This is a genomic window from Sorangium sp. So ce834 (assembly GCF_051521425.1).
GTDB lineage: Bacteria > Myxococcota_A > Polyangia > Polyangiales > Polyangiaceae > Sorangium > Sorangium cellulosum_D.
Map to the genome: position 1 here is coordinate 10,606,593 of NZ_CP150351.1, position 23,950 is coordinate 10,630,542.

The 23,950-nt window shown below is 74.0% G+C and carries 19 protein-coding genes; 9 read left to right on the forward strand and 10 right to left on the reverse strand.

From position 1 onward, the window contains the following. Positions 1-236 precede the first annotated feature (236 nt). A complete protein-coding gene (locus WMF20_RS39025) occupies positions 237-1,835 on the forward strand; it encodes an FAD-binding oxidoreductase (protein ID WP_437606844.1) in 1,599 nt (532 codons plus the stop codon). A gap of 566 nt (positions 1,836-2,401) precedes the next feature. Next, the gene (locus WMF20_RS39030; protein WP_437606845.1) at positions 2,402-2,650 is read left to right on the forward strand and encodes a PDZ domain-containing protein; all 249 of its coding nucleotides are present in this window, start codon (positions 2,402-2,404) and stop codon (positions 2,648-2,650) included. Positions 2,651-2,717: 67 nt separating this feature from the next. Here the strand turns inward: WMF20_RS39030 and WMF20_RS39035 are convergent, their stop codons facing one another. The 5 genes from WMF20_RS39035 to WMF20_RS39055 all read right to left on the reverse strand — a co-directional run bounded on the left by WMF20_RS39035 (position 2,718) and on the right by WMF20_RS39055 (position 8,865). Next, on the reverse strand, positions 2,718-3,587 hold the full coding sequence (locus WMF20_RS39035; protein WP_437606846.1) for an alpha/beta hydrolase: 870 nt from the start codon (positions 3,585-3,587) through the stop codon (positions 2,718-2,720). A 78-nt stretch (positions 3,588-3,665) separates the two neighbouring features. Beyond that, on the reverse strand, positions 3,666-4,736 hold the full coding sequence (locus WMF20_RS39040; RefSeq protein WP_437606847.1) for a Kelch repeat-containing protein: 1,071 nt from the start codon (positions 4,734-4,736) through the stop codon (positions 3,666-3,668). 460 nt (positions 4,737-5,196) lie between these two features. Next, positions 5,197-6,159, reverse strand: a complete 963-nt coding sequence (locus WMF20_RS39045; RefSeq protein ID WP_437606848.1) for a hypothetical protein — start codon at positions 6,157-6,159, stop codon at positions 5,197-5,199. Then, positions 6,156-7,100 carry a hypothetical protein gene (locus WMF20_RS39050; protein ID WP_437606849.1) on the reverse strand — a complete coding sequence of 315 codons (945 nt, stop codon included), beginning with the start codon at positions 7,098-7,100 and terminating at the stop codon, positions 6,156-6,158. Before WMF20_RS39050 ends, WMF20_RS39045 begins: the two co-directional genes overlap by 4 nt. Positions 7,101-7,107: 7 nt before the next feature. Then, the gene (locus WMF20_RS39055; protein ID WP_437606850.1) at positions 7,108-8,865 is read right to left on the reverse strand and encodes a protein kinase domain-containing protein; all 1,758 of its coding nucleotides are present in this window, start codon (positions 8,863-8,865) and stop codon (positions 7,108-7,110) included. A 691-nt stretch (positions 8,866-9,556) separates the two neighbouring features. Between WMF20_RS39055 and WMF20_RS39060 the strand changes: the two genes are divergently transcribed. Then, complete coding sequence (locus tag WMF20_RS39060) at positions 9,557-10,909, forward strand: sigma 54-interacting transcriptional regulator (RefSeq protein ID WP_437606851.1); 1,353 nt, start codon at positions 9,557-9,559, stop codon at positions 10,907-10,909. 18 nt (positions 10,910-10,927) lie between these two features. Here the strand turns inward: WMF20_RS39060 and WMF20_RS39065 are convergent, their stop codons facing one another. Continuing rightward, positions 10,928-13,429, reverse strand: coding sequence for a beta-glucosidase H (locus WMF20_RS39065; protein ID WP_437606852.1), 2,502 nt, complete (start codon positions 13,427-13,429; stop codon positions 10,928-10,930). Positions 13,430-13,863: 434 nt separating this feature from the next. Between WMF20_RS39065 and WMF20_RS39070 the strand changes: the two genes are divergently transcribed. Beyond that, positions 13,864-14,544 (forward strand): dihydrofolate reductase family protein, encoded by a 681-nt coding sequence (locus WMF20_RS39070; protein ID WP_437606853.1) that lies wholly within the window; start codon positions 13,864-13,866, stop codon positions 14,542-14,544. Positions 14,545-14,553: 9 nt separating this feature from the next. Next, positions 14,554-14,988 (forward strand): YciI family protein, encoded by a 435-nt coding sequence (locus tag WMF20_RS39075; RefSeq protein WP_437606854.1) that lies wholly within the window; start codon positions 14,554-14,556, stop codon positions 14,986-14,988. A gap of 100 nt (positions 14,989-15,088) precedes the next feature. Here WMF20_RS39075 and WMF20_RS39080 read toward each other — a convergent pair whose 3' ends face one another. Continuing rightward, positions 15,089-15,835, reverse strand: a complete 747-nt coding sequence (locus WMF20_RS39080; protein ID WP_437606855.1) for a hypothetical protein — start codon at positions 15,833-15,835, stop codon at positions 15,089-15,091. A 298-nt stretch (positions 15,836-16,133) separates the two neighbouring features. Here WMF20_RS39080 and WMF20_RS39085 point away from each other — a divergent pair, with 298 nt between their 5' ends. Then, positions 16,134-16,829, forward strand: a complete 696-nt coding sequence (locus tag WMF20_RS39085; RefSeq protein ID WP_437606856.1) for a DNA-binding protein — start codon at positions 16,134-16,136, stop codon at positions 16,827-16,829. A 25-nt stretch (positions 16,830-16,854) separates the two neighbouring features. Beyond that, positions 16,855-17,463, forward strand: a complete 609-nt coding sequence (locus WMF20_RS39090; RefSeq protein WP_437606857.1) for a hypothetical protein — start codon at positions 16,855-16,857, stop codon at positions 17,461-17,463. 17 nt (positions 17,464-17,480) lie between these two features. On the opposite strand, the gene WMF20_RS39095 is transcribed toward WMF20_RS39090, so the two are convergent. Beyond that, entirely contained in the window at positions 17,481-18,197 is a 717-nt protein-coding gene (locus WMF20_RS39095; protein WP_437606858.1) for an RNA ligase family protein, read from the reverse strand. 60 nt (positions 18,198-18,257) lie between these two features. Between WMF20_RS39095 and WMF20_RS39100 the strand changes: the two genes are divergently transcribed. Beyond that, a complete protein-coding gene (locus tag WMF20_RS39100) occupies positions 18,258-19,424 on the forward strand; it encodes an AAA family ATPase (RefSeq protein WP_437606859.1) in 1,167 nt (388 codons plus the stop codon). A gap of 54 nt (positions 19,425-19,478) precedes the next feature. Continuing rightward, positions 19,479-20,219, forward strand: a complete 741-nt coding sequence (locus WMF20_RS39105) for a Uma2 family endonuclease (RefSeq protein ID WP_437606860.1) — start codon at positions 19,479-19,481, stop codon at positions 20,217-20,219. Positions 20,220-20,281: 62 nt separating this feature from the next. Here the strand turns inward: WMF20_RS39105 and WMF20_RS39110 are convergent, their stop codons facing one another. Together WMF20_RS39110 and WMF20_RS39115 are read right to left on the reverse strand one after the other, a co-directional pair. Then, positions 20,282-20,854 carry an AAA family ATPase gene (locus WMF20_RS39110; RefSeq protein ID WP_437606861.1) on the reverse strand — a complete coding sequence of 191 codons (573 nt, stop codon included), beginning with the start codon at positions 20,852-20,854 and terminating at the stop codon, positions 20,282-20,284. Positions 20,855-20,883: 29 nt separating this feature from the next. After that, positions 20,884-23,949: an ATP-binding protein gene (locus WMF20_RS39115; RefSeq protein WP_437606862.1), complete on the reverse strand. Its 3,066-nt coding sequence runs from the start codon at positions 23,947-23,949 to the stop codon at positions 20,884-20,886. Position 23,950 lies beyond the last annotated feature (1 nt).

The following is a 23,950-nucleotide window of genomic DNA, read 5'->3' on the forward strand; positions in this document are numbered from 1 at the left end:
TCGGCGTACGAGAGTACGCCTCCGCGCCGAAAACGCCGATCTGGGCCCGTCTCCTATGCGGGTGAGCGTCACTCTTTGTCTGCTGCGCCAGAGTCGGGCGGGGACCGCTGGAGCGCAGCGGGGGGCGTGAATTTGCCCGCCTGGCCGGTTTCGAGCGACGCTGCGCGCATGCGCCCAGCCCTCGAGACGATCGACACGATGGACGAGATCCCCCTCCCGCCCTCCTCGGGTTGATCGTGGTCGCTCGATTCGTCAGCGGATCGCCCGGGCGAGCCGCGCGAGGGGCCGGGGACGCTGGACTCGCCTACGTCGGGGGCGCGCCGCCGCCGCCGAGGCTCGATGAGATCCCTCGAAAGCCGCTCTGCCTGCTCCAGGGCTACAGCGGGCTGCACCAGTCGTGCGGAGACCTGTACACGCCGGCGTCGATCGAGGAGCTCCGGGTGCTGTTCCGCATGGCGAAGCGGACGGGGCGCAGGATCACGTTCCGCGCCGGGGGGCAGTCGTTCGACGGGCAGGCGCTGAACGACGACATCGTGATCTCGATGACGCGCTTCACCTCCATCGAGATCGACGAGGAGGGGGCGCGGGTGACCGTGGGCGCCGGCGCCACGTGGGGAGCGATCGTGCGTGAGCTCGCCGCCCGCGGGCTCGTGCCGTACACCGTGGTCTCGACGAGCCACGCCACCGCGGGAGGCACGGTCTCCGGAGACTGCCTCTCTCGCTTCTCAGGCACCGGCGGCAAGGAAGGGCATTATGTCGAGCGGCTGACGCTCCTCACCCTCGACGGCGAGCTGCTCTCCCTCGGCCGCGACGAGGGGACGAGCGCGCTGTTCCACGCGGTGATCGGCGGCCTCGGCTACCTCGGCGCGGTGATCGACGTCACGTACCGCGTCGCGCGCGTCGCCCCGGCGGGGACCCCGATCCGGGTCGTCACCGAGGCGACGCGCTGCGGATCGCTCGAGGAGCTCGCCGCGACGCTGCTCCCGCGCGCCGAGCAGCTCCTGCCCGAGGAGGGCGGGAGCGCGGCCGAGGACGGGTGGATCCCCGAGGCGCTCTTCTCCATCGCCTTCCACACCCTCGAAGGCAGCAGGAGCATGGTCCTGCGGTCGCGGTACGTCGCGGGGACGTCCCACGCGCTCCGCCCGCTGCTGAACCATCGCCGCAACTACCCGCTCCGCGTCCCGATCGAGTGGCTGATGCGCGCGTCCGTCGTGAGCCGGGCCGTCTGGACGATCATCGACCGCTTCGTCTTCGACGTCTCGCGCCCGAACGTCGACGAGCTCATGGGCTATCTGTTCTTCATGGATGGCAATGTGCTCGCGAACCGCATCGGGCAGGCCCTCGGCGCGCCGATGATCACGGCGCAGCAGACCTTCATGATCCCCTACGACCCGGGCGCCCGGGAGGACAGCCTGCGGCGGCTCGCCGGCTTCCTGAGCAGGATCGACGAGATCGCGACCCGAGACGGAACCCCGCCGCTGCTGCTCGACGTGCTCCACATCCAGGGCGACAAGTTCCTCCTCTCGGCGAACCACGGGACGGACGGGTTCGCGGTCACGGTCGCGTTCACGGGCAGCGATGAGGAGAGCGTGCACCGCATCCGCCTGCGGCTCACCGAGCTCAGCGCGCACAGCCTCGAGATCGGCGGCCGGGTCTACCTGGTCAAGAACGTCCTCGCGACAGCGGAGCACCTCCAGGCGATGTACGCGCACGCGCTCCCGGAGTTCGTCCGGCTGAAGCAGCTCGTCGACCCCGACGGGCTCCTGCGCAACGAGTTCCTCGAGCGGGTGTTCCCCGCGCACTTCGTCCCGGCGCCACGGCTCGCCCGCGCGTGATCGCGGCGCGCCGGAGGTGAACCTCCTCCCTGCGTTCCAGCATCGGCCCGGATAGCGGCGGAGAATCGCTGGTGGGGATCTTGCATCGTAGGAGTCAGGAGGCGGGGAGGCGCCGAGGGGCCATGCATGCAAGTCAGCAGCGGGATCGACCCTTCCGTGCGCGCGACGCGTGCGGGTGGGCTCGGCGGCTCTCGGGCATGCTCACCCCGCTGGTCCCGCTCGCGGTCGCCGCGTGCCGCGGCGACTGTCCGCGCGTCGAGGCCACGCAGCCCGCAGACACCGCGCAGCCGCGCGCTGACGCCGCGCAGCCGCGCGCTGACGCCGCGCAACCGCGTGCAAACGCCCCGCGCGCAGGCGCCGCGCAGCCGCGCCCTGACGCCGCGCAGCCGCGCGCAGACGCCCCGCGCCCTGACGCCGCGCAGCCGCGCGCAGACGCGTCGGCGAGCCCGGCGGAGACCGCGCGACGGGAGCAGCCGTCGAGCCCCGCGTCCACGGCGACCGTCGTCCCGGCGCCGTGGCACCTCACGATCCAGCCGACCGCTGGCGACGGCGTGAGGATCGCGAGCATGGATATCCGCAGCTTCACGTCCCCCCTGCTGGAGCCGGGCGACGTCATCCTCGCCGTCGACGGGCGGCCGGTCCACTCGATGGCGGGGCTGGAGAGCTACCTGCGCGCCTGCGCGCCCGGGAACATGGTGGTGCTCACCGTGCTGCGCAACGAGACCACGATCGACTACGCGATGCTCCAGGTGCCGGCCGACGACGCGCCGGCGCCGGCCAGCGCAGCGGAGCAGGGCCCGCCCGGCGGCGGCTGACCGCGCCCTCGCCGTCCGCCGCGGGCGCGCTCGAGCGGCCCCCGCCGGACGGCGGCCTGCGCGTCCGTCAGCGCGCTTGAGCGCCGCGCCCCCTGCCGGGCGCCGTGGCGCCGCCTCGCTTGCCGCTCAGGAAGGCGAACGCCTGGTCGACCTGATCGTCGGTCATCGCGTGCCCCGCGCGCGGCTTGGCGAGCGACCTCGAAGGCCACTTCAGCCGGCGGAGCATCTTCGCGAGCGCGACCTGGTCCCTGTGCGCCGGGTCCTTGCCGCCCCAGCCGACGAAGATCGGCGCGCGCGCCTTGGTCTGCGCGCCCGCCCGCTCCAGGTAGCGCGCGCCCGAGCCGCCCGCGAACGCCGCGTAGCCGTCGACCGGCAGCCGCCCGCGCATCGCCAGCGACGTCGCGTAGTACGCGCCGTTCGAGAAGCCGAACACGAGCACCCGCTCGAAGCGTCCGCCCGCGCGCCGCTCGAGCTCCGCGCGCGCCGCGTCCCACTCGGCGAGCAGCGCGTCCTCGTGGGCCGCCTGCGCCGCGGTGGCGGTCGGCCAGCACCACCAGTCTTCCATCGTCTTCGGCCCGATCCCCCTGCGGCCGCGCGGCATCATCACGGCGACGCCGTGCCGCGCGCCGGCCCGCGCCGCGCCCCGCTGTTGCGCCCACTGCCACCCTGAATCGGGCTGAACGACGCCGTGCAGGAAGATCACGAGCACGCGGGGGCCCGGCGCTGCTTCGGCCGGCAGGAAGGCGCACACCTCGCCGGGCAGCGCGGCGAGCTCCGGCGCGCACCACCGCGCCGCCGCCGCGGCCTGCGGCGGCGCGGCCTGCGAGGGCGCAGGCGCGTCCGCCGCAGGCTGGCCGGCGCCGTCGCCGCTGGCCGAAGCGGGCGCGCCCGCGGCCAGGAGCGCGGCCAGGGACAGCACCATCGCGAGCGAGCGCATGAGCGCGCAGTACCATGTCCGCGCCGCCGCCGGGTAGCGCGGCGCGCCCGCCGCCGGCGTGGCGGTCTCCTGCCCCGCTCAGGGATCGAACGAATAGACGTCGCGGTTCCAGAGCTGACCGGGGCCCACGCCGCCGTCACACGCGAAATCCCACCCCGAGAACAGGTACATGGTGCCGTTCACTTCCGCGGCGACATGTCGCTTGAGCCTGACCAGCGGATCGCCGCCCGGCGACAGCTTGGTCCACTTCCGCTGGATCGGGCTGTACCGCCAGAGCTCCTCGACGGGGTTCTGCTCGAACGGCGCGCCGCACCCCGACGAGCCGCCCGACACGTCGCCGCCTTGCAGGTACAGGTCCCAGCCGATGACCGCCGCGGCGCCGTAGTTGCGCGGCGGCGTGATGTCGCGCCGCGCGCGCGGCGTCACCTCGGTCCACCGGCGGGTGCGCAGGTCGAACTCCCAGGTATCGTCCAGCATCTCGAAGCCAGCGGCGCCCATCGTCTCGCCGCCGTACAGCGTCAGCTTGCCCCGGATCGGCGCCGTCCCCGCCATCGCCTCGTGCCGGCCGCGCGGCGAGCCGGGAGCGCCGGCCGGAACGAGCTCCTTCCACCGGTTCGACGCCAGATCGTACGCCCAGAGATCGTTCATGAACTCGAAGGCGCTGGTCACTCCACCGAAGACATACAGCTTCCCGCCGGCGAACCAGACGTTCGGGCGGGATCGGCCGACCGGCCCGGTGTTCACGGGGTGGATCTCGACCCAGGCGTCCGCGTCGGCGTCGTAAGCCCAGAGATCGTCGTAGGCCTCGAAATCGGAGAAGTCGGGGCTGTACGTCGCCCCGCCGAACACGAGCATGACGCCATTGCACTCGTCGGCTGCCGCGCCGGCGAACACGCGCGGCGGCGGCAGGGCCCCCGCCGGGTCGAGGAGCTCCCAGGCATCGAGCGCGGTGTCGAATCGATAGAGATCGTTGTAGAAGGTGTTCTCGAAGGTCGAGAAGTCGTCTTTCATGCCGCCGAACAGGTAAACGGCGTCGCCGATCGCGGCGACCGCGGGGGTCGAGCGCTCCGTCGGCGCCGGACCGGACGTGACCCGCTGGGTCCACGTGCCGGAAGCCCAGGCTTCGGCTGCGAACAGAACGACCGTCATCGCCGCCAGCGCGACGACGAGGTGCCGCGACGAATTGCGCGCACGAGCTGCGTCAGGAGCCAGGCCGCCCGGGCGCCCCCCATGGACGGAATGGGACACGCCCTGTGCCAGGAAATTCCTCATACCCCCTACCCTCCAGCGGCGAGTCCGCTCGATGGCACACCGCTCGAAACATTCGCGCCGCGGCCGCTGATTCGATCTCGCCGAGGACAGGCTACGGAGATCGATCGCACAAAACAAGAATCGATCACCGCCCGTCGAATGCGCCGCCGAGGGGCCGGACAATGGTTTGCGCACGATTCCGACGCTCGGGCATTGCGCCCGGCGATGACCCGCGGACGGGCGCGCCTGGGACGCGTCTTCTGGCGTGAGAAGAAGAGGGGGAAAGCCACAGAGGCACAGCGGGCACAGAGCAAGGAGGAGAGAAGAGCGAGCGGCCCGCGGCGCGGGGCGATGCGGATCAGAGCCGCATTTCGACGCCCGCGCCCGACGCGCCCAGCCACGGGGTCACGGAGCCCGCCCTGGGGGGGCTCGGCGCTGATTCGTTGAGCAGCAAGTAGAGCCCGACGCCCACGGTCGCGATGCCGACGCCGCCGAGGACGTCGCCGACGATCCCCTTGGCCCGCGCCGAGCTCGCGTCCGAGCCCGTGCCCGATCGCGCGTCGCCCGCCTGCTTCAAGCCGGCGAGGCCGAGGACGGCGCCCCCGGCGAAGAGCGCGCCGCCCACGCCCATCATCACGACCGGGAGCGTCCGGCTCGGCCCCTCGGAAGCGTCGGCCAGGGGAGGCAGACCCCCCGCGGCAGCCGAGGCCCGCGAGGCCTCGGCGGCGGACGGCGCGAGCGCGAGCGGGACCTCGACCGAGCCGCCGGCGGCGACGCGGAACCGGGCCGCCGCGGCGCGGTACCCCGGAGCGCTCGCCACGACCTCGTGGTCGCCCGGGTCGAGCTCGAGCACCTGGCCCGGCGCCGCGCGCACCGGCTTGCCGTCCAGGGCCAGGGCCAGCCCGTCGACCTTGCCCGGCTCGATGGCGAGGGTCGCCCGGCCGATGCGCTTCTCGAGCGTTGCCACGGCCTCGCGCGCCGGACCGACGTAGGGCTCGGTCGTCGGCGTCGCCGGCTCCGCCAGGAAGGCGCGAAAGCTGGCGAGCGCGTCGACGAGGCGCCCGGTCTCCTTCTGCGCGACGCCGAGGCTGTACCGCGTGAGGGGCGTCGCCTTGATCTCCAGCGACCGGGTGTACAGCGCCCGCGCCTCCTCCCACCGCCCCTCCCGGGCGAACTTCGCCCCCTGGACGAACAGCACGCGCGCCGCAGTCACGTCCCCCGTGCCCTGCGCCGCCGCGGGGAGCGGGGCTGCGGCGAGGAGCAGCGCCGCGGCGACAGAGGCGAGCGTCCGCCCGGATCGCGCAGGAGATCGCGCCCTCATCGACACTCCCCCTGCTGGCAGTCCGTGCCGTCCGGACATCGGTTGTCGCAAGCGCCGCAGTGATTGTCGTTGTTCCATAGGTTGGTCTCGCAATGGTGCGCCGCGTCCCCGTCGCAATCGGCGAAATGGCCATTGCAGTGCGCTTCGCCGCCCGAGCTGCCGCTGCTCGCGCCGCCTCCCTCGCCGCTCCCGCTGCTCGCACCGCCAGCGCCGCTGCCGCTCCCGCTGCTCGCACCATCGCCGCCGCTGCTCGCACCGCCGCCGCCGCTCGGGCCCGGGCCGCCGCCGCTCGGGCCCGGGCCGCCGCTGCTTTCGCCCGGGCCGCCGCCGCTCGGGCCCGGGCCGCTCCCGCTACTTGCGCCCGGGCCGCTCCCGCTGCTTGCGCCCGCGCCGCTCCCGCTGCTTGCGCCCGCGCCGCTCCCGCTGCTTGCGCCCGCGCCGCTCCCGCTGCTTGCGCCCGCGCCGCTCCCGCTGCTTGCGCCCGCGCCGCTCCCGCTGCTTGCGCCCGCGCCGCTCCCGCTGCTTGCGCCCGCGCCGCCGCTGCTTTCTCCCGCGCCGCTCCCGCTGCTGCTTGCGCCCGCGCCGCTCCCGCTGCTTTCGCCCGCGCCGCCGCCGCCGCTCGCGCCCGCGCCGCTCCCGCTGCTCGCGCTCTCGCCGCCGCCGCTCGCGCTGCTCGTCGCGCCCTCGGGACCGCCGGTGCTCCCGGCGCCGCTCGCGCTCGTGCCGCCGCTCCTGCTCAGATCGCCACCGCCGCTCCCGTCGCCGGCCTGATCCTCTCGCACCGCGGCGTCCTCGGTCGGTTCGTCCTTGTCGGACAGCTCGGCGCCGATGAGCGCGGAGCAGCCGCCCGCTCCAAGCGGGGCCGCAGCGAGCGCGACCAGCAGGAGCAGCAGGTCGCCCGAGGCGCGGATGGCGCGGAACTTCACCCCACGATTGCGCATGATCACCTCAGAAATCAGGCGCCGCCGGCAGCGGCATGGACGTGGACGCAGGCGCCGGACGCGGCGGCTCGGTCCGCTGCACGCGCGGCTCGGCCCGCTGCGGGCGCGCCTCGTCCCGCTGCGGGCGCGCCTCGACGCGCTGGACGGGCGGCTCGGCCGGCGCCGAGGACGGCGCGATCTCGTCCCACGGATCGGCCGGCTCGCCCCACGGATCGGCCGGATCGTCCCAGGGATCCGCCGGCTCGGCCGGCTGCGCGGGCGGCTTGCCTGCCGGCGCGCCCCGCGCGGCCGCGTCGAGGGCGCTCGCGCGCGGCCCCCCGCCCTCGGCAGGCACGACGTCGGCGGGAGGCGCGGCCGGCGTCGCCCCCGGCAGCGCCAAGGCAGCGCCCGGCTCGAGGACCGGCGCTGCGGCCGCGACCGCCGGCCGCGCGGCGCCCGCGCCCGCGCTTCCGCCCCGCAGGCTCAGACCCATCACGACGACCACCGGCGCGACGAAGGCGGCGAGCACCCCGACCAGCAGCGCCTTCTGGAGCCGCAGCGGGGGCGCGAGCCCCATCGGCGCGCCGCGCAGGGCCTCGGGCATCCTGATGGTGCCGCCCCGGCGCCCGGCAGGCGTGGCCGCCGCGGCCGGCGACGCGACGAGCGTCTTCCCCGCGCCGGGCAGGCGCGGCGCCGCCGCCTTCGGCCCGGACACGGCGCCGGCGACGCCGGTCGTCGCCAACACCGGAGCGGGCCGCTCGGCGGTGAGCGGCGACTCCGGCCCCCGCGCGAGCCACTGGTGCGCGAGCGACGTGCCCGCCACGTCCGCCGTGACCCCGCGCTCGACGGCCCAGGACGCCAGCGCGCGGCCCAGCGACCGCATGTTGGGCCACCGCTCGGCCGGCGACTTGGCCAGACCCCGGCGGAGGATCGACCAGAGCTCCTCGTCGCCGGCGCCGAGCTGCGTCGTCGGCGCCGGCTCCTTGCTGAAGATGGCCGAGATCACCGCGCCGAGGCTCTCCCCGGTGAACGGCCGCTGCCCGGTGATGAGCTCGTACAGCACCACGCTGAACGCCCAGACGTCCGTCTGCTCCCCGACCTCCAGCTGGCCGTCGGCCTGCTCCGGCGACATGTACTCGGGGCTGCCGACGATCATCCCCCGTTGCGTGATCGCGGGGCTCACCGCGTTGGCCAGCTTGGCAATGCCGAAATCGACCACCTTCGGCACATGGCCGCCCGCCCCGTCGGGCACGACGAGGATATTGGCAGGCTTGATGTCGCGATGAACGATGCTCTGCGCGTGCGCCGCCGCGAGGGCGCACGCCACCGGCAAGAGCATCTGGACCGCCTGCTCCGCCGGCATCCGGCCGTTCGCCTCCAGCCAGTTCGAGAGCGACGTGCCCTCGAGGAGCTCCATCACCAGGAACGGCTCGCCCGAGTCGGTCTCGCCGAAATCGAACACGCGCACGATCGCCGGGTGCCCGAGCCTCGCCGTCGCGCGCGCCTCCCGGAGCAGGCGCTCTGCGGCGTGCGCGTCGAACTGCTCCTCGTGGAGCACCTTGATCGCCACGTCGACGTCGAGCCACAAGCTGCGCGCCCGCCACACGGTGCCCATGCCGCCGGCGCCCAGCCGGCCCACGATCTGGTACTTGCCGGCGAGGACCTCGCCCACGGCGCGCTCCCGCGTCGGCAGCCCGCGGACGCAGGACGAGACACCCCCCGTGCTCGCATCGCCTCTTCTGGCGAACGCTCTGCTCTGGCCGGGGACTCGGTGCTCGCCGTTCATGGGTCGACATCCACGAAAGCAAGCGGCGAACCATCCCCCGTTCCCCGGCCTCAGCCTTCGCTGCATCGACGAAACCCCCGGCCAATGCCCCCTCGCCCGCGCCCCCCGCGGCGAGCTCGGCCCTCGGCCGCGACCTTTCGCGGCAAATAAAGCAAGAATCCTTATTTTTCGCGGGGAATCGGCCATGCGCATCGGTCACGCTGGGGCAATTTGCACCGGAACATTGCAAGAGGGAGCGAGGCCCCCTGCCCGGCCATCTCCAGGGCTTCGATCCCGGGATCATCGACTCGATCCCTGCGACAGCGCGCTGCCCGCGACTCCTCATCACCGGCAACCGGGCAGGCCCGCCGCCGGCACACGTCAAAGCGCCGGCCGGGAAGCCGTCTCCAGGGCGGCCTCATCAAGAAGATTCCTATGCTGTTGGACGCCCCGCCCCGGGGCCGCTCCTCGGTGGGGAGAGCGCTGCGCTGTCGGACGACGTGCCCTGTGGGCGCTCTCCGGTAGGAAGGGCTCTACGCTGTCGGACAACGTGTCCCGAGGACGATTCCCATCAGGAGGTTCCTCATCGCTGCGGGTCCGCGCTACACTCGACGGCGACGTGGTGTCCACCACTGCACCCAGGACAACCCTGGACGATTCGCTCGGAACGGCCTCGGAACGCCTGCGTTCCAGGAGGCCGACGCCTGGGCTGGTGCTCGTCTTCTCCGTGGATTGCCCTCGCTGCGACGTCCTCCCGCTCAAGGACGGCGAGCTCGAGCTCGGGCGCGGCGAGGTCGGAGGCGTCCCCCTCGACGACCTGAGGATGTCGCGCAGACACGCGCGCGTGCGCTGGAACCAGGGCCAGTGGGAGGTCGAAGACCTCGATAGCCGGAACGGAACGTCGCTCGACGGCGTCCCGCTGACCGGGGCGCGCGCGGGCGGCGAGCTGCGCATCGTGCGCACCGGCTCGTCGGTGTTCGTGATCCAGGCCGACGTGGAGCCGTTCCGGGCGGGGATCTCCACGGCCGGGGGCACGATCCTCGGGCCGACCCTCGCCCGCGCGTGGGACGCGATCGATCGCGCGGCGCGCTTCGGGACCGCGCTGCACATCACCGGCGAGAGCGGGACCGGCAAGGAGCACGCGGCGCGCGCCTTCCACGCCCTCGGCCCGCGCCGCGGAGGGCCGTTCGTCCCCGTGAACTGCGCCGCCATCCCCGACGGCCTCGCCGAGCGGCTCCTCTTCGGCGCGCGCAGGGGGGCGTACTCGGGCGCCGCGGCCGACTCCGAGGGGTACGTGCAAGCCGCCCACGGCGGGGTCCTCTTCCTCGACGAGGTGGCCGAGCTCGATCTCGGGGTGCAGGCGAAGCTCCTCCGCGCGCTCGAGGCGAAGGAGGTGATCCCGCTCGGCGCCTCGCGGCCGGTGCAGGTGGACTTCGCGCTCGTGTCGGCGACCCACAAGGACCTGCGCGCGCAGGTGGCCGCAGGGAAGCTGCGCGAGGATCTCTTCTTCCGCATCGCGCAGCCGGCGGTCCGCATCCCGCGGCTGCACGAGCGGCCCGAGGAGGTCCCGTGGCTCGTGGACGCGGCGCTGCGGAGCGCGGGCGCCGCCGTCGAGCGCGGCAACGCGGGCGCGCCGCCCGTGGCCCACGCGTCGCTCATCGAGGCGTGCCTCGTGCGGGCGTGGCCCGGAAACGTGCGGGAGCTGATGGCCGAGATCCGCGCGGCGGCGCAGGAGGCGCAGATCGAGAAGAGCGCGGTGGTCCAGGCGCGGCACCTGTCGCCCTCGGCGGGGCAAGCCTTCGCCCCGCCGCAGACGGGCAGCTCGGAGCACCCCTCGGACCGGGGCCGGCGGTCGTCGCTGCCCCCGGCCGGCGAGCGGCCGGCGCGGCGGGCGGCGTCGCTGCCCGCCGACGAGGTCATCGAGGAGGTGCTGCGCCGCGAGGGCGGGAACGTGGCGCGCACGGCCCGCGCGCTGGGCGTGCACCGGACCCAGCTCCGCCGCTGGCTCGGCCGGCGCTCGACGACCGACGAGATCGCCGGCGACGACGACGACGCGGAGGGGTGATCCGCGGGCGGCGCGCGCTCAGGCGTCCACGTTCACCGCGGTCTGCCGCGTCAGGACGGTGGCCGAGTGCCCCGCGTGCAGCGTGAACACGCCGGGCTCGACCTGCCAGCGGCCCGCCGCCCAGTGCGCGAAGGCCCGCGGCTCGACGGTGACGGCGACCTCGACCGTCTGATCGGGCTCGGCCTCGACGGGGGCGAAGCCGGCCAGCCAGAGCACGGGGCGCTCGACCTCGGAGCCCGGCCGCGACAGGTAGAGCTGGATCACGTGGCGGCCGCGGCGGGGCCCGACGTTGCGCACCTGCACCCGCGCCTCGACCGCCTCGCCCGCGGCGACGCTCGGCGGCGCGTCGATCCCGAGGATCTCCCAGCGCGTGTAGCCCAGGCCGTGCCCGAACGGGTAGGCCGGGGCGACGCCGGCGCGGGCCCAGGCCCGGTACCCGATGTTCAGCCCCTCGGCGTAGATCAGCTTGCCGTTCTCGGGCGTCGTCGACAGCACGGGCACGTCCTCCTGGCGCGACGGCCACGTCGTGGGCAGGCGGCCACCGGGCTCCACGGCGCCGAGCAGCACGTCGGCGACGGCGCTCCCGAACTCCTGGCCCGGGAACCACGTGAGGAGCACCGCGGCCGCCTCGTCGCGCCAGGGCATGGCCACCGGCCCGCCCGAGTTCACCAGGACCATGGTCCGCGGGTTCACCGCCGCGACGGCGCTGATCAGCGCGTCCTGACGGCCGGGGAGCGCGAGCGTGCTCCGGTCGAAGCCCTCGCTCTCGATCGCCTCGGTGGTGCCGACGACCACGATCGCCACGTCGGACGAGCGCGCGAGCTCCACGGCGCGCGCGAGCTCCTCGTCGTCGGACGGCGCGGGCACCTCGACGCCGAGGGAGAACGCCACCGCGATCGCGCCCGGCTGGACCGAGTGCGTGAGGGCGAGGTCGAGCTCCTGGCCGGCGGCGAGGGACAGCTCGGCCGCCCGGTGCGGCGGGGCGAGCAGGGCCGCGGCGAGGTCGTCCTTGTCCGGCGCGATCGCCTCGTCGACGAGGACCTGCCCGCCGCCGGTGAGGCGGTAGGCGCCCACCCCGGCCACGCCGATCCGGTAACGGCCGGCCTCGGCGGCGCGGAACCGCGCCGTCACCTCGATGGTCGCGGCCCGCTTCGCGCGCTCGTCCCCGATGAACGTGAGGCGCCCCACGCCGCGATGCTCCTCGTGCACGACGTTGCCCTTCGCGTCGAGGAGCCGCACGCGCACGCCGTTCTCGCCGGTCGCGGGGTCGACCACCTGGTCTCCGGCCACGGGCACGAGGCCTTCGTGGATGCGGGCGCCGACGGCGTGGAGCACCTCGGCGCGCTGGCCGAGCGCGGCGCGCAGCCCGTCGAGCGGCGAGACCGCGTAGTGCGGGTGCACGCTGGCGCTGCCGCCGCCCTGGATCCGGCCCTGCGCGGCGTTCGGGCCGATCACGGCGACGCGCCGGAGGCTGGCCGCGTCGAGGGGGAGCGCGTCGCCGTGGTTGCGCGCGAGCACCATGCCGGCCGCGGCGGTCTCGCGGGCGAGGCGGGCGGCCTCGGCGGCGGGGAGCTGGGCCGGCGCGGGCGCGGCCGGCGCGACGCCCTCGAGGGCGCCGACCCGGGCGGCGAGCCGGAGCAGGCGGCGGACCTTGTCGTCGATGGCCTGCTCGGGCACGGCGCCGCTCCGGACGGCGGCGACGAGCGCCTGGCCCCACGGCCCTTCCGGGCCTGGCATGGCGAGGTCCATGGCCGCGCGGCCGGCGGCCTCGGTGGAGCGGGTCGCGAACCAGTCCGAGACCACGACGCCGTCGAAGCCCCACTCGTCCTTGAGCGGCGAATCGAGCAGGGCGTTCTCGGTCATGGTGGTCCCGTTGACCGCGTTGTACGAGGCCATCACGAGCCACGCGCGCGCGCCGGCGATCATCCGCTCGAACGGCGCGAGGTAGAGCTCGCGCAGCGTGCGCTGGTCGACGCGGACGTCGACGGTGAACCGCTCGGTCTCGGAGTCGTTGGCGACGTAGTGCTTGGGGGTGGCGCCGACGCCGTGGGCCTGCAGCCCGCGGACGTAGGCCGCGCCGATCCGGCCGGTGAGCAGCGGATCCTCGGAGAAGCACTCGAAATGCCTGCCGCCGAGCGGGCTGCGGTGCAGGTTGACCGTCGGCCCCAGGACGACGTCGACGCCCTTGCGCCGCGCCTCGGAGGCCAGGAGGGCGCCGAGGCGCTCGATCAGGGCCTCGTCCCAGGTGGCGGCGAGGGCGGTGGCGGAGGGGAGGCTCACCGACGGGTCGCGCTCGTCCCAGTGCTCGCCGCGCACGCCGACCGGGCCATCCGAGACGACCATGCGGCGCAGGCCGATGGAGGGCTCGGGGTAGGTGCTCCAGAAGTCGGCGCCGGTCAGCAGGCGGACCTTCTGCTCGAGCGACAGCGCGGCGAGGGCGTCCGCCACCCGCCGCTCGACGGCCTCGGGAGAATGATCGGTCTTCTGGGGATGAGCGGACTGCGAGTCGGCGACGGCCATGGACCCTCCTGGGAGCGCGGAGACGAAGCGCAGAGACGCCGCCCGCGGCGGCGAGCCAGAACGGTACGTAGAACATCAAGGAAACACCAGGTTCACAGGAGCGCCGCGACTGCGCGTGTTGGCGGGCATGCAGGGGCAGGCGCAGAGCCCGCCTGGGTGCGCGCAGGGCGGCTGGGGCAGGCGCGGGTGCCGCGGTGGTGCGAGCCCGCCCCACCGCGGCCTCTGCCGCTCCACGACGCTCGCGGTCGAGGGAGCGGCGGTCCGCCGCCTGGCCCCCTAAATCCTTGAAAGGACAGTGCTTTCATGTGACGACCGCCCGGCGAAAGAAAAGCTCGTCGGCGTGTCGATCCGGCCGGGGCTCGTTCGTCGCCACGTCAGAAGAACCGTGGTCAGAAGGGGCGCAGGCGATGCCTGTGCCGAAAGGGGTCAGGCTCATGTCGAGGCTTCGGGTAAATGCATTTGCAATCTCCATCGATGGGCATGGCGCCGGTCCCGCCCAAGATCTGGCCAATCCGATGGGCGTCGGAGGGATGGCGCTGCACCAGTGGGTCCTCGGCACGAAGACGTTCCAGAGAATGAGCGCCGACTTCGCTGGATCGCTGATCGGTGACCGGGTCGGCCGAGAAGGCGTCGACGACGACTTCGCCGCGCGCGGCTTCGAGAACGTCGGCGCCTGGATCATGGGCCGCAACATGTTCGGGCCGGAGCGGGGCCCCTGGTCCGACGACAGCTGGAAGGGATGGTGGGGCAAGAACCCGCCCTACCACGTACCCGTCTTCGTGCTTACGCACCATGCTCGTGCGCCCATCACGATGGAGGGCGGGACGACCTTCTACTTCGTGACCGATGGCATCCATGCCGCGCTGGAGCGCGCGAAGGAGGCGGCCCAGGGCAAGGATGTCCGACTCGGCGGTGGAGTCGCCACCGTTCGCCAGTACCTCACCGCCGGGCTGCTCGACGAGATCCACCTCGTGATCGCCCCCGTGCTCCTCGGCCGGGGCGAGCACCTCCTCGCCGGCATCGATACGGTGAGCCTCGGCTACAGGTGCACGGAGCACGCCTCCACGGACCACGCCACCCATGTCGTCCTGACGAAGCAGCCTCAAACCAGGTAGAAGAGCGCGATGAAAGTCATGGTGTTCGTCAAGGCCACGAGAGAGTCCGAGGCGGGGATGATGCCGGACGAGAAGGTCATCGCCGAGATGGGCAAGTTCAAAGAGGAGCTCGTCGAGGCCGGTGTCATGCTCGCCGGAGAGGGGCTACACCCGAGCAGCAAAGGCAAGCGCCTGCACATCTCGGGCGGCAAGAAGACGCTCATCGACGGTCCCTTCGCCGAGACCAAGGAGCTCGTCGGCGGATATTGGATCTGGCAGGTAAAGTCGCTGGACGAGGCGGTCGAGTGGGCCAGGCGCTGCGCCGACTACATGCCCAGCGGGGAATGGGTGCTCGAGATTCGACCGATCTTCGAGGCAGAGGACTTCGGCGAGGAGTTCACGCCTGAGCTGCGCGCGCAGGAGCAGCGCCTGCGCGCCGAGATCGAGCGGCAGCGGAAATCCTGAACGCCGTGACCGCGTGGTCCACGACGCGCATCTGGTGACGTTCCGCGGCTCACGGCTCCTAGCCCTCCGAGGGAACATCCTGGCGGGACTCTGCCCGCGACTAGGGGCACGCGCAGACGCCGCCGTGGTGGGAGCAGCAACCCCGCTTCACGTAGGTGCAGGTCGGCGACAGCGTGCCGTCGCAGCAGCAGACGCGGCCCTCGGACGCCGGCCGCGGTCGCGCCGGCGCAGACGGGCCGCCGCCCCGTCGCGCGGGGGCGGGCGCGCCTTCGGCCTCGCGCTGCTCCTCGGCCGCCATCGCAGCCTCGCGCTCGGCGAGCAGCCGCCGGCCCTTCACGAGCGACGCGCGCACCTGGGCCGCGCGCTCGTCGCGCGGGGCGGCGCCGGCGAGGTGGCGGAGGAGCGCGTCGCAGGCCGCGGCGTCGCCCTGCTGGGCGCAGGCGAGCTCGCTCGCGGCGAGCTCGAGCTCGGCGGCGTGGGCCGCCTCCTCTTGCCGGCGCGCCTCCTCGGCGGCCTCGAGCTCGGCGCGGCGGCGCTCGGCCTCCGCGGCCTCGTCGGCCTGACGCTGCGCCTCGATCCGCGCCTGGCGCGCCTCGCGCTCCCGCCGGTAGCGGGCGACGAGGGCGCTCGCGGCCCGCAGATCGGCCTCGGCGCCCTCGCAGAACGACGCGCACCGGTCGACGCGGGCCCGCGCCTCGAGCTCCAGCACGAGGCACTCGGGCTCGCTCCTGCAGCCGCGCGCCAGCCGGGCCCGGAGCCCGTCGTCATTGCGCGAGCCGCCGCCGGGGTGGCATCCGGCGACGAGGACGGCGAGAGAAGAAAGCCAGGAGACGGCAAGGCGGCTCACCGGGAGATTCTCCTGCCGCGCGCGGGGGACGTCGAGGCCTCGGGGGCGGAACGCGAGAGAAACCGCAGGAGCACGCGCACGCCGGACGAGGACGGGAGAGGCCGCCACGGCTGCCGAGCTTGCCAACGCCACGCTGTCGCCCTCGGGGACGACATGGAGGCTCGAGCCGCCCACGATGCGATCGGTCGGCTGCTCGGACTGACGGGGCAGATGCGTAGGTAAGCGATCGAATGTGTGGGTAAGTCATCGATGGGGCGATGTCTTGTCCCCTGAACCCAGCAACGGTAGGAAGCTGGGAATGCGTCGACACCTTACCAGCTGCAACCTCGCCTCGATCGCCGTCACGAGCCTCCTCGCGACGACAGCCTGCAGCTCCAGCGGAGAGTCCCCCGCTCCGGACCAGGAGGCCGTGGTCACCGTCGCCGAAGCCCGCGCCCTGGCCGAGGGCTCGACGGCGACGGTCGAGGGCTTCGCGACCGTCGCGCCCGGCACCTTCAACTCGGCGACCGACGAGCAGGGCTTCGCCCTCCAGGACGCCACCGGGGGCATCTACGTGAGCCTGCCGGACGCGCTCGATTTCGGCCTCGATGCCCGGGTGCGCGTCACGGGGCAGCTCGGGCAGACGGCCGAGCAGACGGTGCTCAACGCCGCGGCGGCCTCGGTCACGGTGCTCGATGGGACCGGATCCATCGAGCCGAAGGACGTGATGACCGGCGACGTCGGAGAGCCCGTCGAGGGGCTGCTGGTCCGCGTGCGCGGCAGCGTGACCACGGCCGTGGAGGACGAGCAGCCCTACGGCTTCCAGGTGTACATCGACGACGGCTCGGGCGAGACCCAGGTCTACGTGCATATCGTGGACGGCCAGCCCGTCATCGACACCGCCTCGCTCGAGGTCGGCCTGGCCATCGAGGTGACCGGCCTCGCCGCGCAGTACGAGGAGACCTACGAGGTCGCGCCGCGCCGGGCGGGAGATCTCGTTCTCGTGGAGCAATGAGCGAGCCCGCCGGCGTGCCTCGGCCATGAGCCTCTCGACCGTGCTCCGGGTCCTCGGCCGCAACGACGGCGAGGTCCACAGCGTGTTCCGCACGGGATCGCGCGTGTACGGCACCGCGACCGCGGCGTCCGACGAGGATTTCGTCGCCGTCCTCACGCGGCGCGACGCGAAGCAGGACCTCGCCTTCTCGCCCGGCGTCAACGTGGTCGTCCACGGCCTCGACACCTTCCGCGACGCCATCGCCGAGCACAGCGTCTTCGCGCTGGAGTGCCTGTTCCTATCGCCCGAGCACCGGCTCAAGGAGGCGAGGCCGCCCTTCCCGTTCAAGCTCGACCGGAAGAAGCTCGCCGCGTCGGCCGCGAGCCGCTCCGCGTCCGACTTCAAGAAGGCCGGCGCCCGCTTCGACGAGGCGCCGGAGGCCTCGAAGAAGAAGCTCTTCCACGCGCTCCGGGTGCCGCTCTTCGCCGTGCAGATCGTCGAGACCGGCGCCATCCACGACTACGGCGCCGCGACCCCGTACTGGCGCGAGATCCTCGCGGACGAGCGCCTCGACTGGGAGCCGTACCGCGCGACCTACGGCCCGCTCCGCGAGCGGCTCTGCGCGCGGCTCGCGGCGCTGGCCTCACGGCGGTAGCCGCGCCGGCGGCCTAGCTAGGGCGGCGGTCCTCCCGCCGGCCCCGCCGCGAGCCGCTGCGGCCGGATCTCCTGGTGCATCCAGTGCTCGTCCGTCTGCACGTGCCCGCGCCGCACCCACTTGGCGAGGCACCGCTGGAACGCCGCGTCCGGGAACTCGCCCGCGACCCGCACCACCACCCCCTCGCGCGGGCCGCCGAAGGCCGAAGGCTCGCGCGCGAGCGCGCTCGTCAGCGCCTCGAGCTCGCCCTCGCCCTCGACGCGGCCCCGGAACAGGACAGGCACGGTGGGCAGCCCCAGATCGTTCGCCTGGGCCACGACCATGTCCCACTCCCAGAAGAGCCCCCGCGCGTCGTCGCGCACGCCGAAGACCAGCGAATAGCCCGGCAGCGCCTCGTACTCGATGGAGTGGACCGCATAGCAATACTCGCAGAAGACCGACGTGCCCTCCGAGAGCAGGTGAGCGATGCGCGCGTGGGTGGCCTTCGCGAGGTCGAAGCTCGGGTGGGACGGAGGGCCCGAGTGCGAGCGCGAGAAGACGCTCTTCCGCGTGTACGTGAGGTTGCTCCCGTCGCACTTCTCGGTGATGACGATCTCCACGCCGAGCAGGCCCGACACGTCGGCCATCCTCTTGTCGTCGGACGTGCCGCCGGGCGACCACGGAAGGTGGAACGAGCGCGGGTATTTGGCGGACATGACGGCGCCAGGGTAGCACCGGCCGAAAGGCGCGGACATGCTACGGTCCTCGCGCGCTGCGCGCCCGCGTCCAGCGCGCTCGCCAGGGGGTGCTCCACCATGTCCGCTGCGTCCTCGCTCCTCGATCTCCTCACGCCCGATCCGGCGCGTGTCCCCTGGGACGAGCTCCAGATCTTCGACTGGGTCCGCGCGCTCGAGGGCTGCCCGCAGGACCCGATCCACCACGCCGAGGGCAACGTCTGGATTCACACCCGCATGGTGCTGGAGACGCTCCTCGGGCTGCCCGAGTGGCGGGCGCTGCCGGCGGAGGAGCAGCGCGTCGTATACCTCGCGTGCCTGCTCCACGACGTGGCGAAGCCGGCGACCACGCGCGAGGAGGGCGGTCGGATCACGGCCAAGGGCCACTCGCGCGCGGGGGAGCTGCTCGCGCGCCGCCTGCTCTGGGAGCTCGGCGCGCCGTTCGCGCTGCGCGAGCACGTGTGCGCGCTCGTGCGCTACCACCAGATCCCGTTCTACCTCATCGAGCGGGGCGACGCGCAGCGCGTGGCCGCCGAGATCAGCCTCCACGCGCGCTGCGATTTGCTCGCGCTCGTGGCCGAGGCCGACATCCGGGGGCGCGTCTGCGCGGACATGGGCCGCGTGGTGGACAATATCGAGCTCTTCCGCGAGTTCTGCCGCGAGGAGGGGTGTTACCGGGGGCCGCGCGCCTTCGCCTCGGATCACACGCGATTCGTGTACTTCCGCTCCGACCCCGCCGGAGGGCGCCACCCGGACGTGGAGGTCTATGACGACACGCGCGCCGAGGTCGTGGTGATGAGCGGGCTGCCGGGCGCCGGGAAGGACACGTATGTCCGGAGCCACTTCGCCGACTGGCCGGTCGTCTCGCTGGACGCGCTGCGGAGCGAGCTGGAGGTCGATCCGACCGACACCCAGGGACAGGTGGTCCAGGCGGCGCGCGAGCGGGCGAAGGAGCACCTCCGGCGCGGGGAGCGGTTCGTGTGGAACGCGACGAACCTGTCGCGGCAGCGGCGCGGGCCCGTGCTGCAGATGGCGGCGGACTACGGGGCGAGGATCCGCGTGGTCTACGTGGAGGTGCCTCGGACAGTGCTGCTCGCGCAGAACCGGGCGCGGGAGGCGGCGGTGCCGGAGGCGGCGATCCGGCGGATGATCGAGCGGTGGGAGATCCCGGGGAAGACGGAGGCGCACGAGGTCGTGCTGGCGGTGCGCGGAGAGGGGGAGGCGCGCGGGGGGGCACTCCCGAGCTGACCGGCCGGCTGCGCTCGCGGGCGCGACGCGGTAGGCTGCGGTCCGGAGCGACGTATGCCCTTCCAGAGCGAGAACTCTCCCATCCCGATTCCCCCGCCCGGCGAGGACGAGCTCCCGTACGACGATGGAGAGCCGATGGAGTCCGAGCGCCACCGCGCACAGATGGACATGCTCATCGAGGTGCTGAAGCTCTTCTGGCACGACCGCGACGACGTGTACGTCGCCGGCAACATGGCCATCTACTTCAGCGAGCTGCAGGCGAAGAAGAACGACTTCCGCGGCCCCGACGTGTTCGTCGTGCTCGACACAAACCGACGCGAGCGCAAATCATGGGTCGTCTGGCAGGAGGACGGGAGGACGCCCGACGTGGTGATCGAGCTGCTCTCCGAGAGCACCGAAGCCGTCGATCGCGGCGAGAAGATGCGCGTCTACGCGAAGCTCCTGCACGTGCCGGAGTATTACCTGTTCGATCCGTTCTCGGGCGCGCTCGAGGCCTACGCGCTCGATCGGGCCACGCGGTCCTACGCGCCGGTGCCCCCCGAGGCGAACGGCGACGTCGTGAGCGCCTGCCTCGGCCTGCGGCTCGGGGTACGCCACGGCACCTATCTCGGCCTCGAGGCCGGCTGGCTGCGCTGGCTCGATGCCCAGGGGCGCATACTGCCGACCGCCGAAGAGCAAGCCCGCGCCGCCGAAGAGCAAGCCCGCGCCGCCAGCGACGAGGCGAAGCGGCTCGCCGCTCGGCTCGCGGAGTACGAAAAGCGCTTCGGACCGCTGCCGGGCAGCAGCTCGGACTGAGAGACGAGCCCCTCTCTTGTCCCACAGCGCCCGCGCCATTGCGGTCCAGTCCGCCCGCCTTGCTACGAGCTGCCCGCACCGTCCACGCGCGCATCCCCCAGGCGCCCCAGGATCTCGTCCACCGTCTCCTCGACCGTGAGATCCGATGTGTCCAGCCAGAGGCCCAGCCGCGGCGTCTCCTCGCGCAATACGCGGTCGAAATCGAGGACCGCCGAGGCGTCCCGATACCCGCGCTTCGCTCGACCCGCCTCCCGCGCCGCGACAACGGCGGGACGCGGGCAGAGGACCACCACGTGCAGAGGACGATGCGCGTAGCTCCGCACCACCTCGACGAGCCCAGCGCCCAGGATGATGTCCTGGTGGACGACGGTGAACCCGGCCTCGAGATACAGGTCCGCCGCCGCCGCCGCGATGCGGTACCGGAGCCGCAGCTGCCCCTCGGCCTCCTCGGAGAGCTCGAAGCCCATCTCGGCGCGGCCACCGACGATCATGCGGCGAAACACGTCGCCCCGCAGATGCACGCTCCTCGGCAGCCGCTCGGCCAGCCGCTGGGCGACCGTCGACTTTCCAGAGGCCATGAGCCCCGTGATCAGGACGATCGACGGAGACTCCGGCAGGCTCCCACGCGCGGTCATGACGGACGATCCTCCTCGGCCCCCCGGCGCTACCTCCGCCCGAACCCCGGCACCAGCATCGCCGCCCACCGCGCCGGGCTCTTGATCCGCTCCCGCGCCATCACCGCGTCCGCCACGAGGATCCGCTGCAGCCCCTTCTCGCCGCCGAGCAGCTCGCCCGCCTGACGCCGCGCCGCCGCGGCGTAGAGCGGCATGTCCGCCGCGTCGAACCCGGCCGCCGCCGCCTCCAGCTGCGCGATCGCCTCGTCCCGCTCGCCGCGCAGCTCCGCGGCGCCCGCCCGGAGGAGCGGCACGAACGGGTCGGACCACGCCGTCCTCTCCCGGGCGAGCGCGGCCGCGTCCCGCAGCGCCGCCTGGATCAGCGGCTCGGGCTCGGCCGCGCCCTCGGCCGCAGCCAGCGCCGTGCTCGCGCGCTCCACGTGCGCCATCACCCGGCTGTTCTGCATCATCAGCAGCATCGAGCCCTCGATCTTCGGCCACGCCTCCGCGAGCCGCCTCAGCGCCGCGCCGGCGCGGCCGGCGTAACGGTCGACGTAGGTCTCGCCGAGCAGCCCCACGAAATGCTCGAGGTGGAACCCCGACGTCGTCCACCTCGACAGCGCCCCCGCGACCGCGCTGCGCGCGCCCGCCACGTCGTCCGACGCGAGCGAGACCCACGCCGCCTGCGCGCCGAAGATCGCCGCCGCGTAGCGATCGCCCCGCTGCTCGGCCCCCCGGAGCACCGCCGGCATCGTCCGCGCGAGCGCGTCGATCTGCCCGCGGTAGTACCGCATCCACGACGTCATCAGCTGCGTCGTCACGAGCTCCCAGGCGACGCCGGCGCACCGGTCGCGCAAGATCTCGTCCGCCCGCTCGTACCAGTCGGACGCCGCCCTCCAGCGGCCCGCCGTGAACGCCTCGAGCATGCCCGACACCATCATCGACAGGCCGAGGAGGTGCGGGCTGTCGAGCCGCTCCGCGAGCGCGCGCACCGCGGCGACGAGCTCCTCCGCGCGCGCCCGGCCCGGCGACCCGATCATGCACGCGGACGAGGCCTCGAACGCGAGCGCGCGGCCGATGCGGTACGGCTCGCCGGCGCGCAGCGCGAGCAGCAGGGCGCGCGCCGAGAACTCGGCCGAGCGGACCATGTCGACCGCCGACAGGCCCACCGTCACCGTCCAGCAGGCGTCGATGCGCGCGAGATCCTCCGGGCGCACCTCCGCCTCGGGCCGCTCGCGGAACCGCAGGCCCCGGAGGCGCAGCTCCGCCCGGTGCAGGAGCAGCGCGACGAGCGCGCGCCGCGGCGTCTCCGGGAACGACAGGCCGACCGCCGCCAGCACGGCGCGCACGTGCTCCAGCCCCTCGTCGATGTGCCCGCTCCGCAGGTACTGCTCCGCGGCGCGGCGGCGGAGATCGAGCGACCGCGCGCTGTCGTCCCCCTCCGCAGCCGCCGCGTAGAGCCGCGCCGCCTCCGCGCCCTTGCCCGCGTTGACGAGGGCGTCGGCGCTCCGCACCTCGAGCGCGCGCCGCTCCGCCTCCGGGAGATCCACGCCGCGCGGGAGCAGGCCGAGAGCGAGCTCGTAGAGCCGCGCCGCCCGCTCGAACGCGAGCGCCTCGGCCGCCTGCTCGGCCGCGACCGCCGCGAGCCGCCCCGCGCGCGCCCCGTCGCCCGCGCCGAGCCAGTGCCGCGACAGCGTCTCGGCGTCCGCCGTCCCGAGCGCCTCGAGCGCCCGCGCGAGCCGCCGGTGCCGCCCCGCGAGCTGCTCCGGACCGAGCCGGCCGACCACGGACGCGCGCACGAGGTCGTGCGACGCCTCGACGAGCTCGCCCTCGCCGGCGGGCCGCGCGACGACCAGATCCTCGGCGCGAAGGAGCGCCATCGCCGGGGCGCGCTCCTCGCCGTCGAGCTTCGCCGCGCGCGCGGCGACCGCCGCGTCGATCGGCTCCCCGGCGACGGCGACCACCTCGAGCAGCCGGAGCGCCTGCTCCGGCAAGCGGTGGAGGCGCGCCCCGAGCGCCCGCTCCCACGCGGCGTCGCCCCGCGCGCCCGTGTCGCCCGCCGGCTCCTGCGCGTCGCGGACGAGCTCGCCGAGCAGCCGCGGGTTGCCCCCGGAGGCGCGGGCGATGGCGTCCGCCCGCGCGCGGGTGCCCTCGTCGCGCGCGAAGAGGAGCGCGAGCGCGAGCTCCTCCGCCTCGAGCGGCAAGAGCGGCCCGACCTCGATCTGGCGCAGCTCGCCGTCCCGGCGCGGCGGCGGGGCCCGATCGAGGTCGAGCGAGGCGGGCTCGGCCGCGGCGGGGGCCGGAAACGCGACCCCCATCCCGTCGAGCAGCGCGCGGAGCGGCGCGCTCGCGGCGACGTCCTCGGTCCGGTAGCTGCCGAGGAACATCATCGCGGGCGCGTCGGGCGGGCGCGTGACCTCGAGCAGGAGCGCCACGCTGTCGGCGTCGATGAGCTGGAGGTCCTCGATCGCCACGACGAGCGGGCTGCGCTCGGCGACGCGCCAGAGCAGCTGCCGGAGCGCCGCGAAGCTGCGCTGCCGCAGCTCCTGCGCGTCGGGCGACTCGCTCACGCGCGGCGCCGACGCGACGGCGGGCACGCGCGAGAGCGCCGGGAACACCCGGACGAGCGCGCGGACGTCGCGCGGCAGGAGCCGCTCGGCTTCCTCGGCGGAGACGCGCCGGAGGAAGCGGCACAGCGACTCCATGACACCCCCGAACGCCTTGTAGGACTCGGTCGACCCGACCGCGCAGCGCCCCCGCAGGACGACCGGCCCCCTGTCGTGGCGGAGCCCCATCAGGAAGTGGTGGATCAGCGCGCTCTTGCCCATGCCCGCGCCGCCGCGGACGAGCACGCAGATGGGCCGCTCCAGCAAGAGCGCCTCGGCGGCGCGGCGCAGGGCGCGCAGGTGCGGGCGGCGGCCGATGAAGTGCGCGATCGTCGGCGGCACGAGCGGGGGCAGGGCGCTCTCCGGCGCCGCCTCGGCGCCCGGCGCTGCCTCGGCGCCCGGCGCTGCCTCGGCGCCCGGCGCTGCCTCGGCGCTCGGCGCTGCCTCGGCGCTCGGCGCTGCCACGGCGCCGCCCGGGTCCTCCGCTCCGCGCCCCTCGCCCTGCGCCACG

What these genes read in the sequence shown, in the direction of transcription:
- WMF20_RS39030 (WP_437606845.1), top strand. Translation starts at nt 2,402, where the DNA reads ATGGATATCCGCAGCTTCACGTCCCCCCTGCTGGAGCCGGGCGACGTC.
- WMF20_RS39035 (WP_437606846.1), bottom strand. Translation starts at nt 3,587, where the DNA reads ATGCGCTCGCTCGCGATGGTGCTGTCCCTGGCCGCGCTCCTGGCCGCG.
- WMF20_RS39040 (WP_437606847.1), bottom strand. Translation starts at nt 4,736, where the DNA reads ATGACGGTCGTTCTGTTCGCAGCCGAAGCCTGGGCTTCCGGCACGTGG.
- WMF20_RS39045 (WP_437606848.1), bottom strand. Translation starts at nt 6,159, where the DNA reads ATGAGGGCGCGATCTCCTGCGCGATCCGGGCGGACGCTCGCCTCTGTC.
- WMF20_RS39050 (WP_437606849.1), bottom strand. Translation starts at nt 7,100, where the DNA reads ATGCGCAATCGTGGGGTGAAGTTCCGCGCCATCCGCGCCTCGGGCGAC.
- WMF20_RS39055 (WP_437606850.1), bottom strand. Translation starts at nt 8,865, where the DNA reads ATGAACGGCGAGCACCGAGTCCCCGGCCAGAGCAGAGCGTTCGCCAGA.
- WMF20_RS39065 (WP_437606852.1), bottom strand. Translation starts at nt 13,429, where the DNA reads ATGGCCGTCGCCGACTCGCAGTCCGCTCATCCCCAGAAGACCGATCAT.
- WMF20_RS39070 (WP_437606853.1), top strand. Translation starts at nt 13,864, where the DNA reads ATGTCGAGGCTTCGGGTAAATGCATTTGCAATCTCCATCGATGGGCAT.
- WMF20_RS39075 (WP_437606854.1), top strand. Translation starts at nt 14,554, where the DNA reads ATGAAAGTCATGGTGTTCGTCAAGGCCACGAGAGAGTCCGAGGCGGGG.
- WMF20_RS39085 (WP_437606856.1), top strand. Translation starts at nt 16,134, where the DNA reads ATGCGTCGACACCTTACCAGCTGCAACCTCGCCTCGATCGCCGTCACG.
- WMF20_RS39090 (WP_437606857.1), top strand. Translation starts at nt 16,855, where the DNA reads ATGAGCCTCTCGACCGTGCTCCGGGTCCTCGGCCGCAACGACGGCGAG.
- WMF20_RS39095 (WP_437606858.1), bottom strand. Translation starts at nt 18,197, where the DNA reads ATGTCCGCGCCTTTCGGCCGGTGCTACCCTGGCGCCGTCATGTCCGCC.
- WMF20_RS39100 (WP_437606859.1), top strand. Translation starts at nt 18,258, where the DNA reads ATGTCCGCTGCGTCCTCGCTCCTCGATCTCCTCACGCCCGATCCGGCG.
- WMF20_RS39105 (WP_437606860.1), top strand. Translation starts at nt 19,479, where the DNA reads ATGCCCTTCCAGAGCGAGAACTCTCCCATCCCGATTCCCCCGCCCGGC.
- WMF20_RS39110 (WP_437606861.1), bottom strand. Translation starts at nt 20,854, where the DNA reads ATGACCGCGCGTGGGAGCCTGCCGGAGTCTCCGTCGATCGTCCTGATC.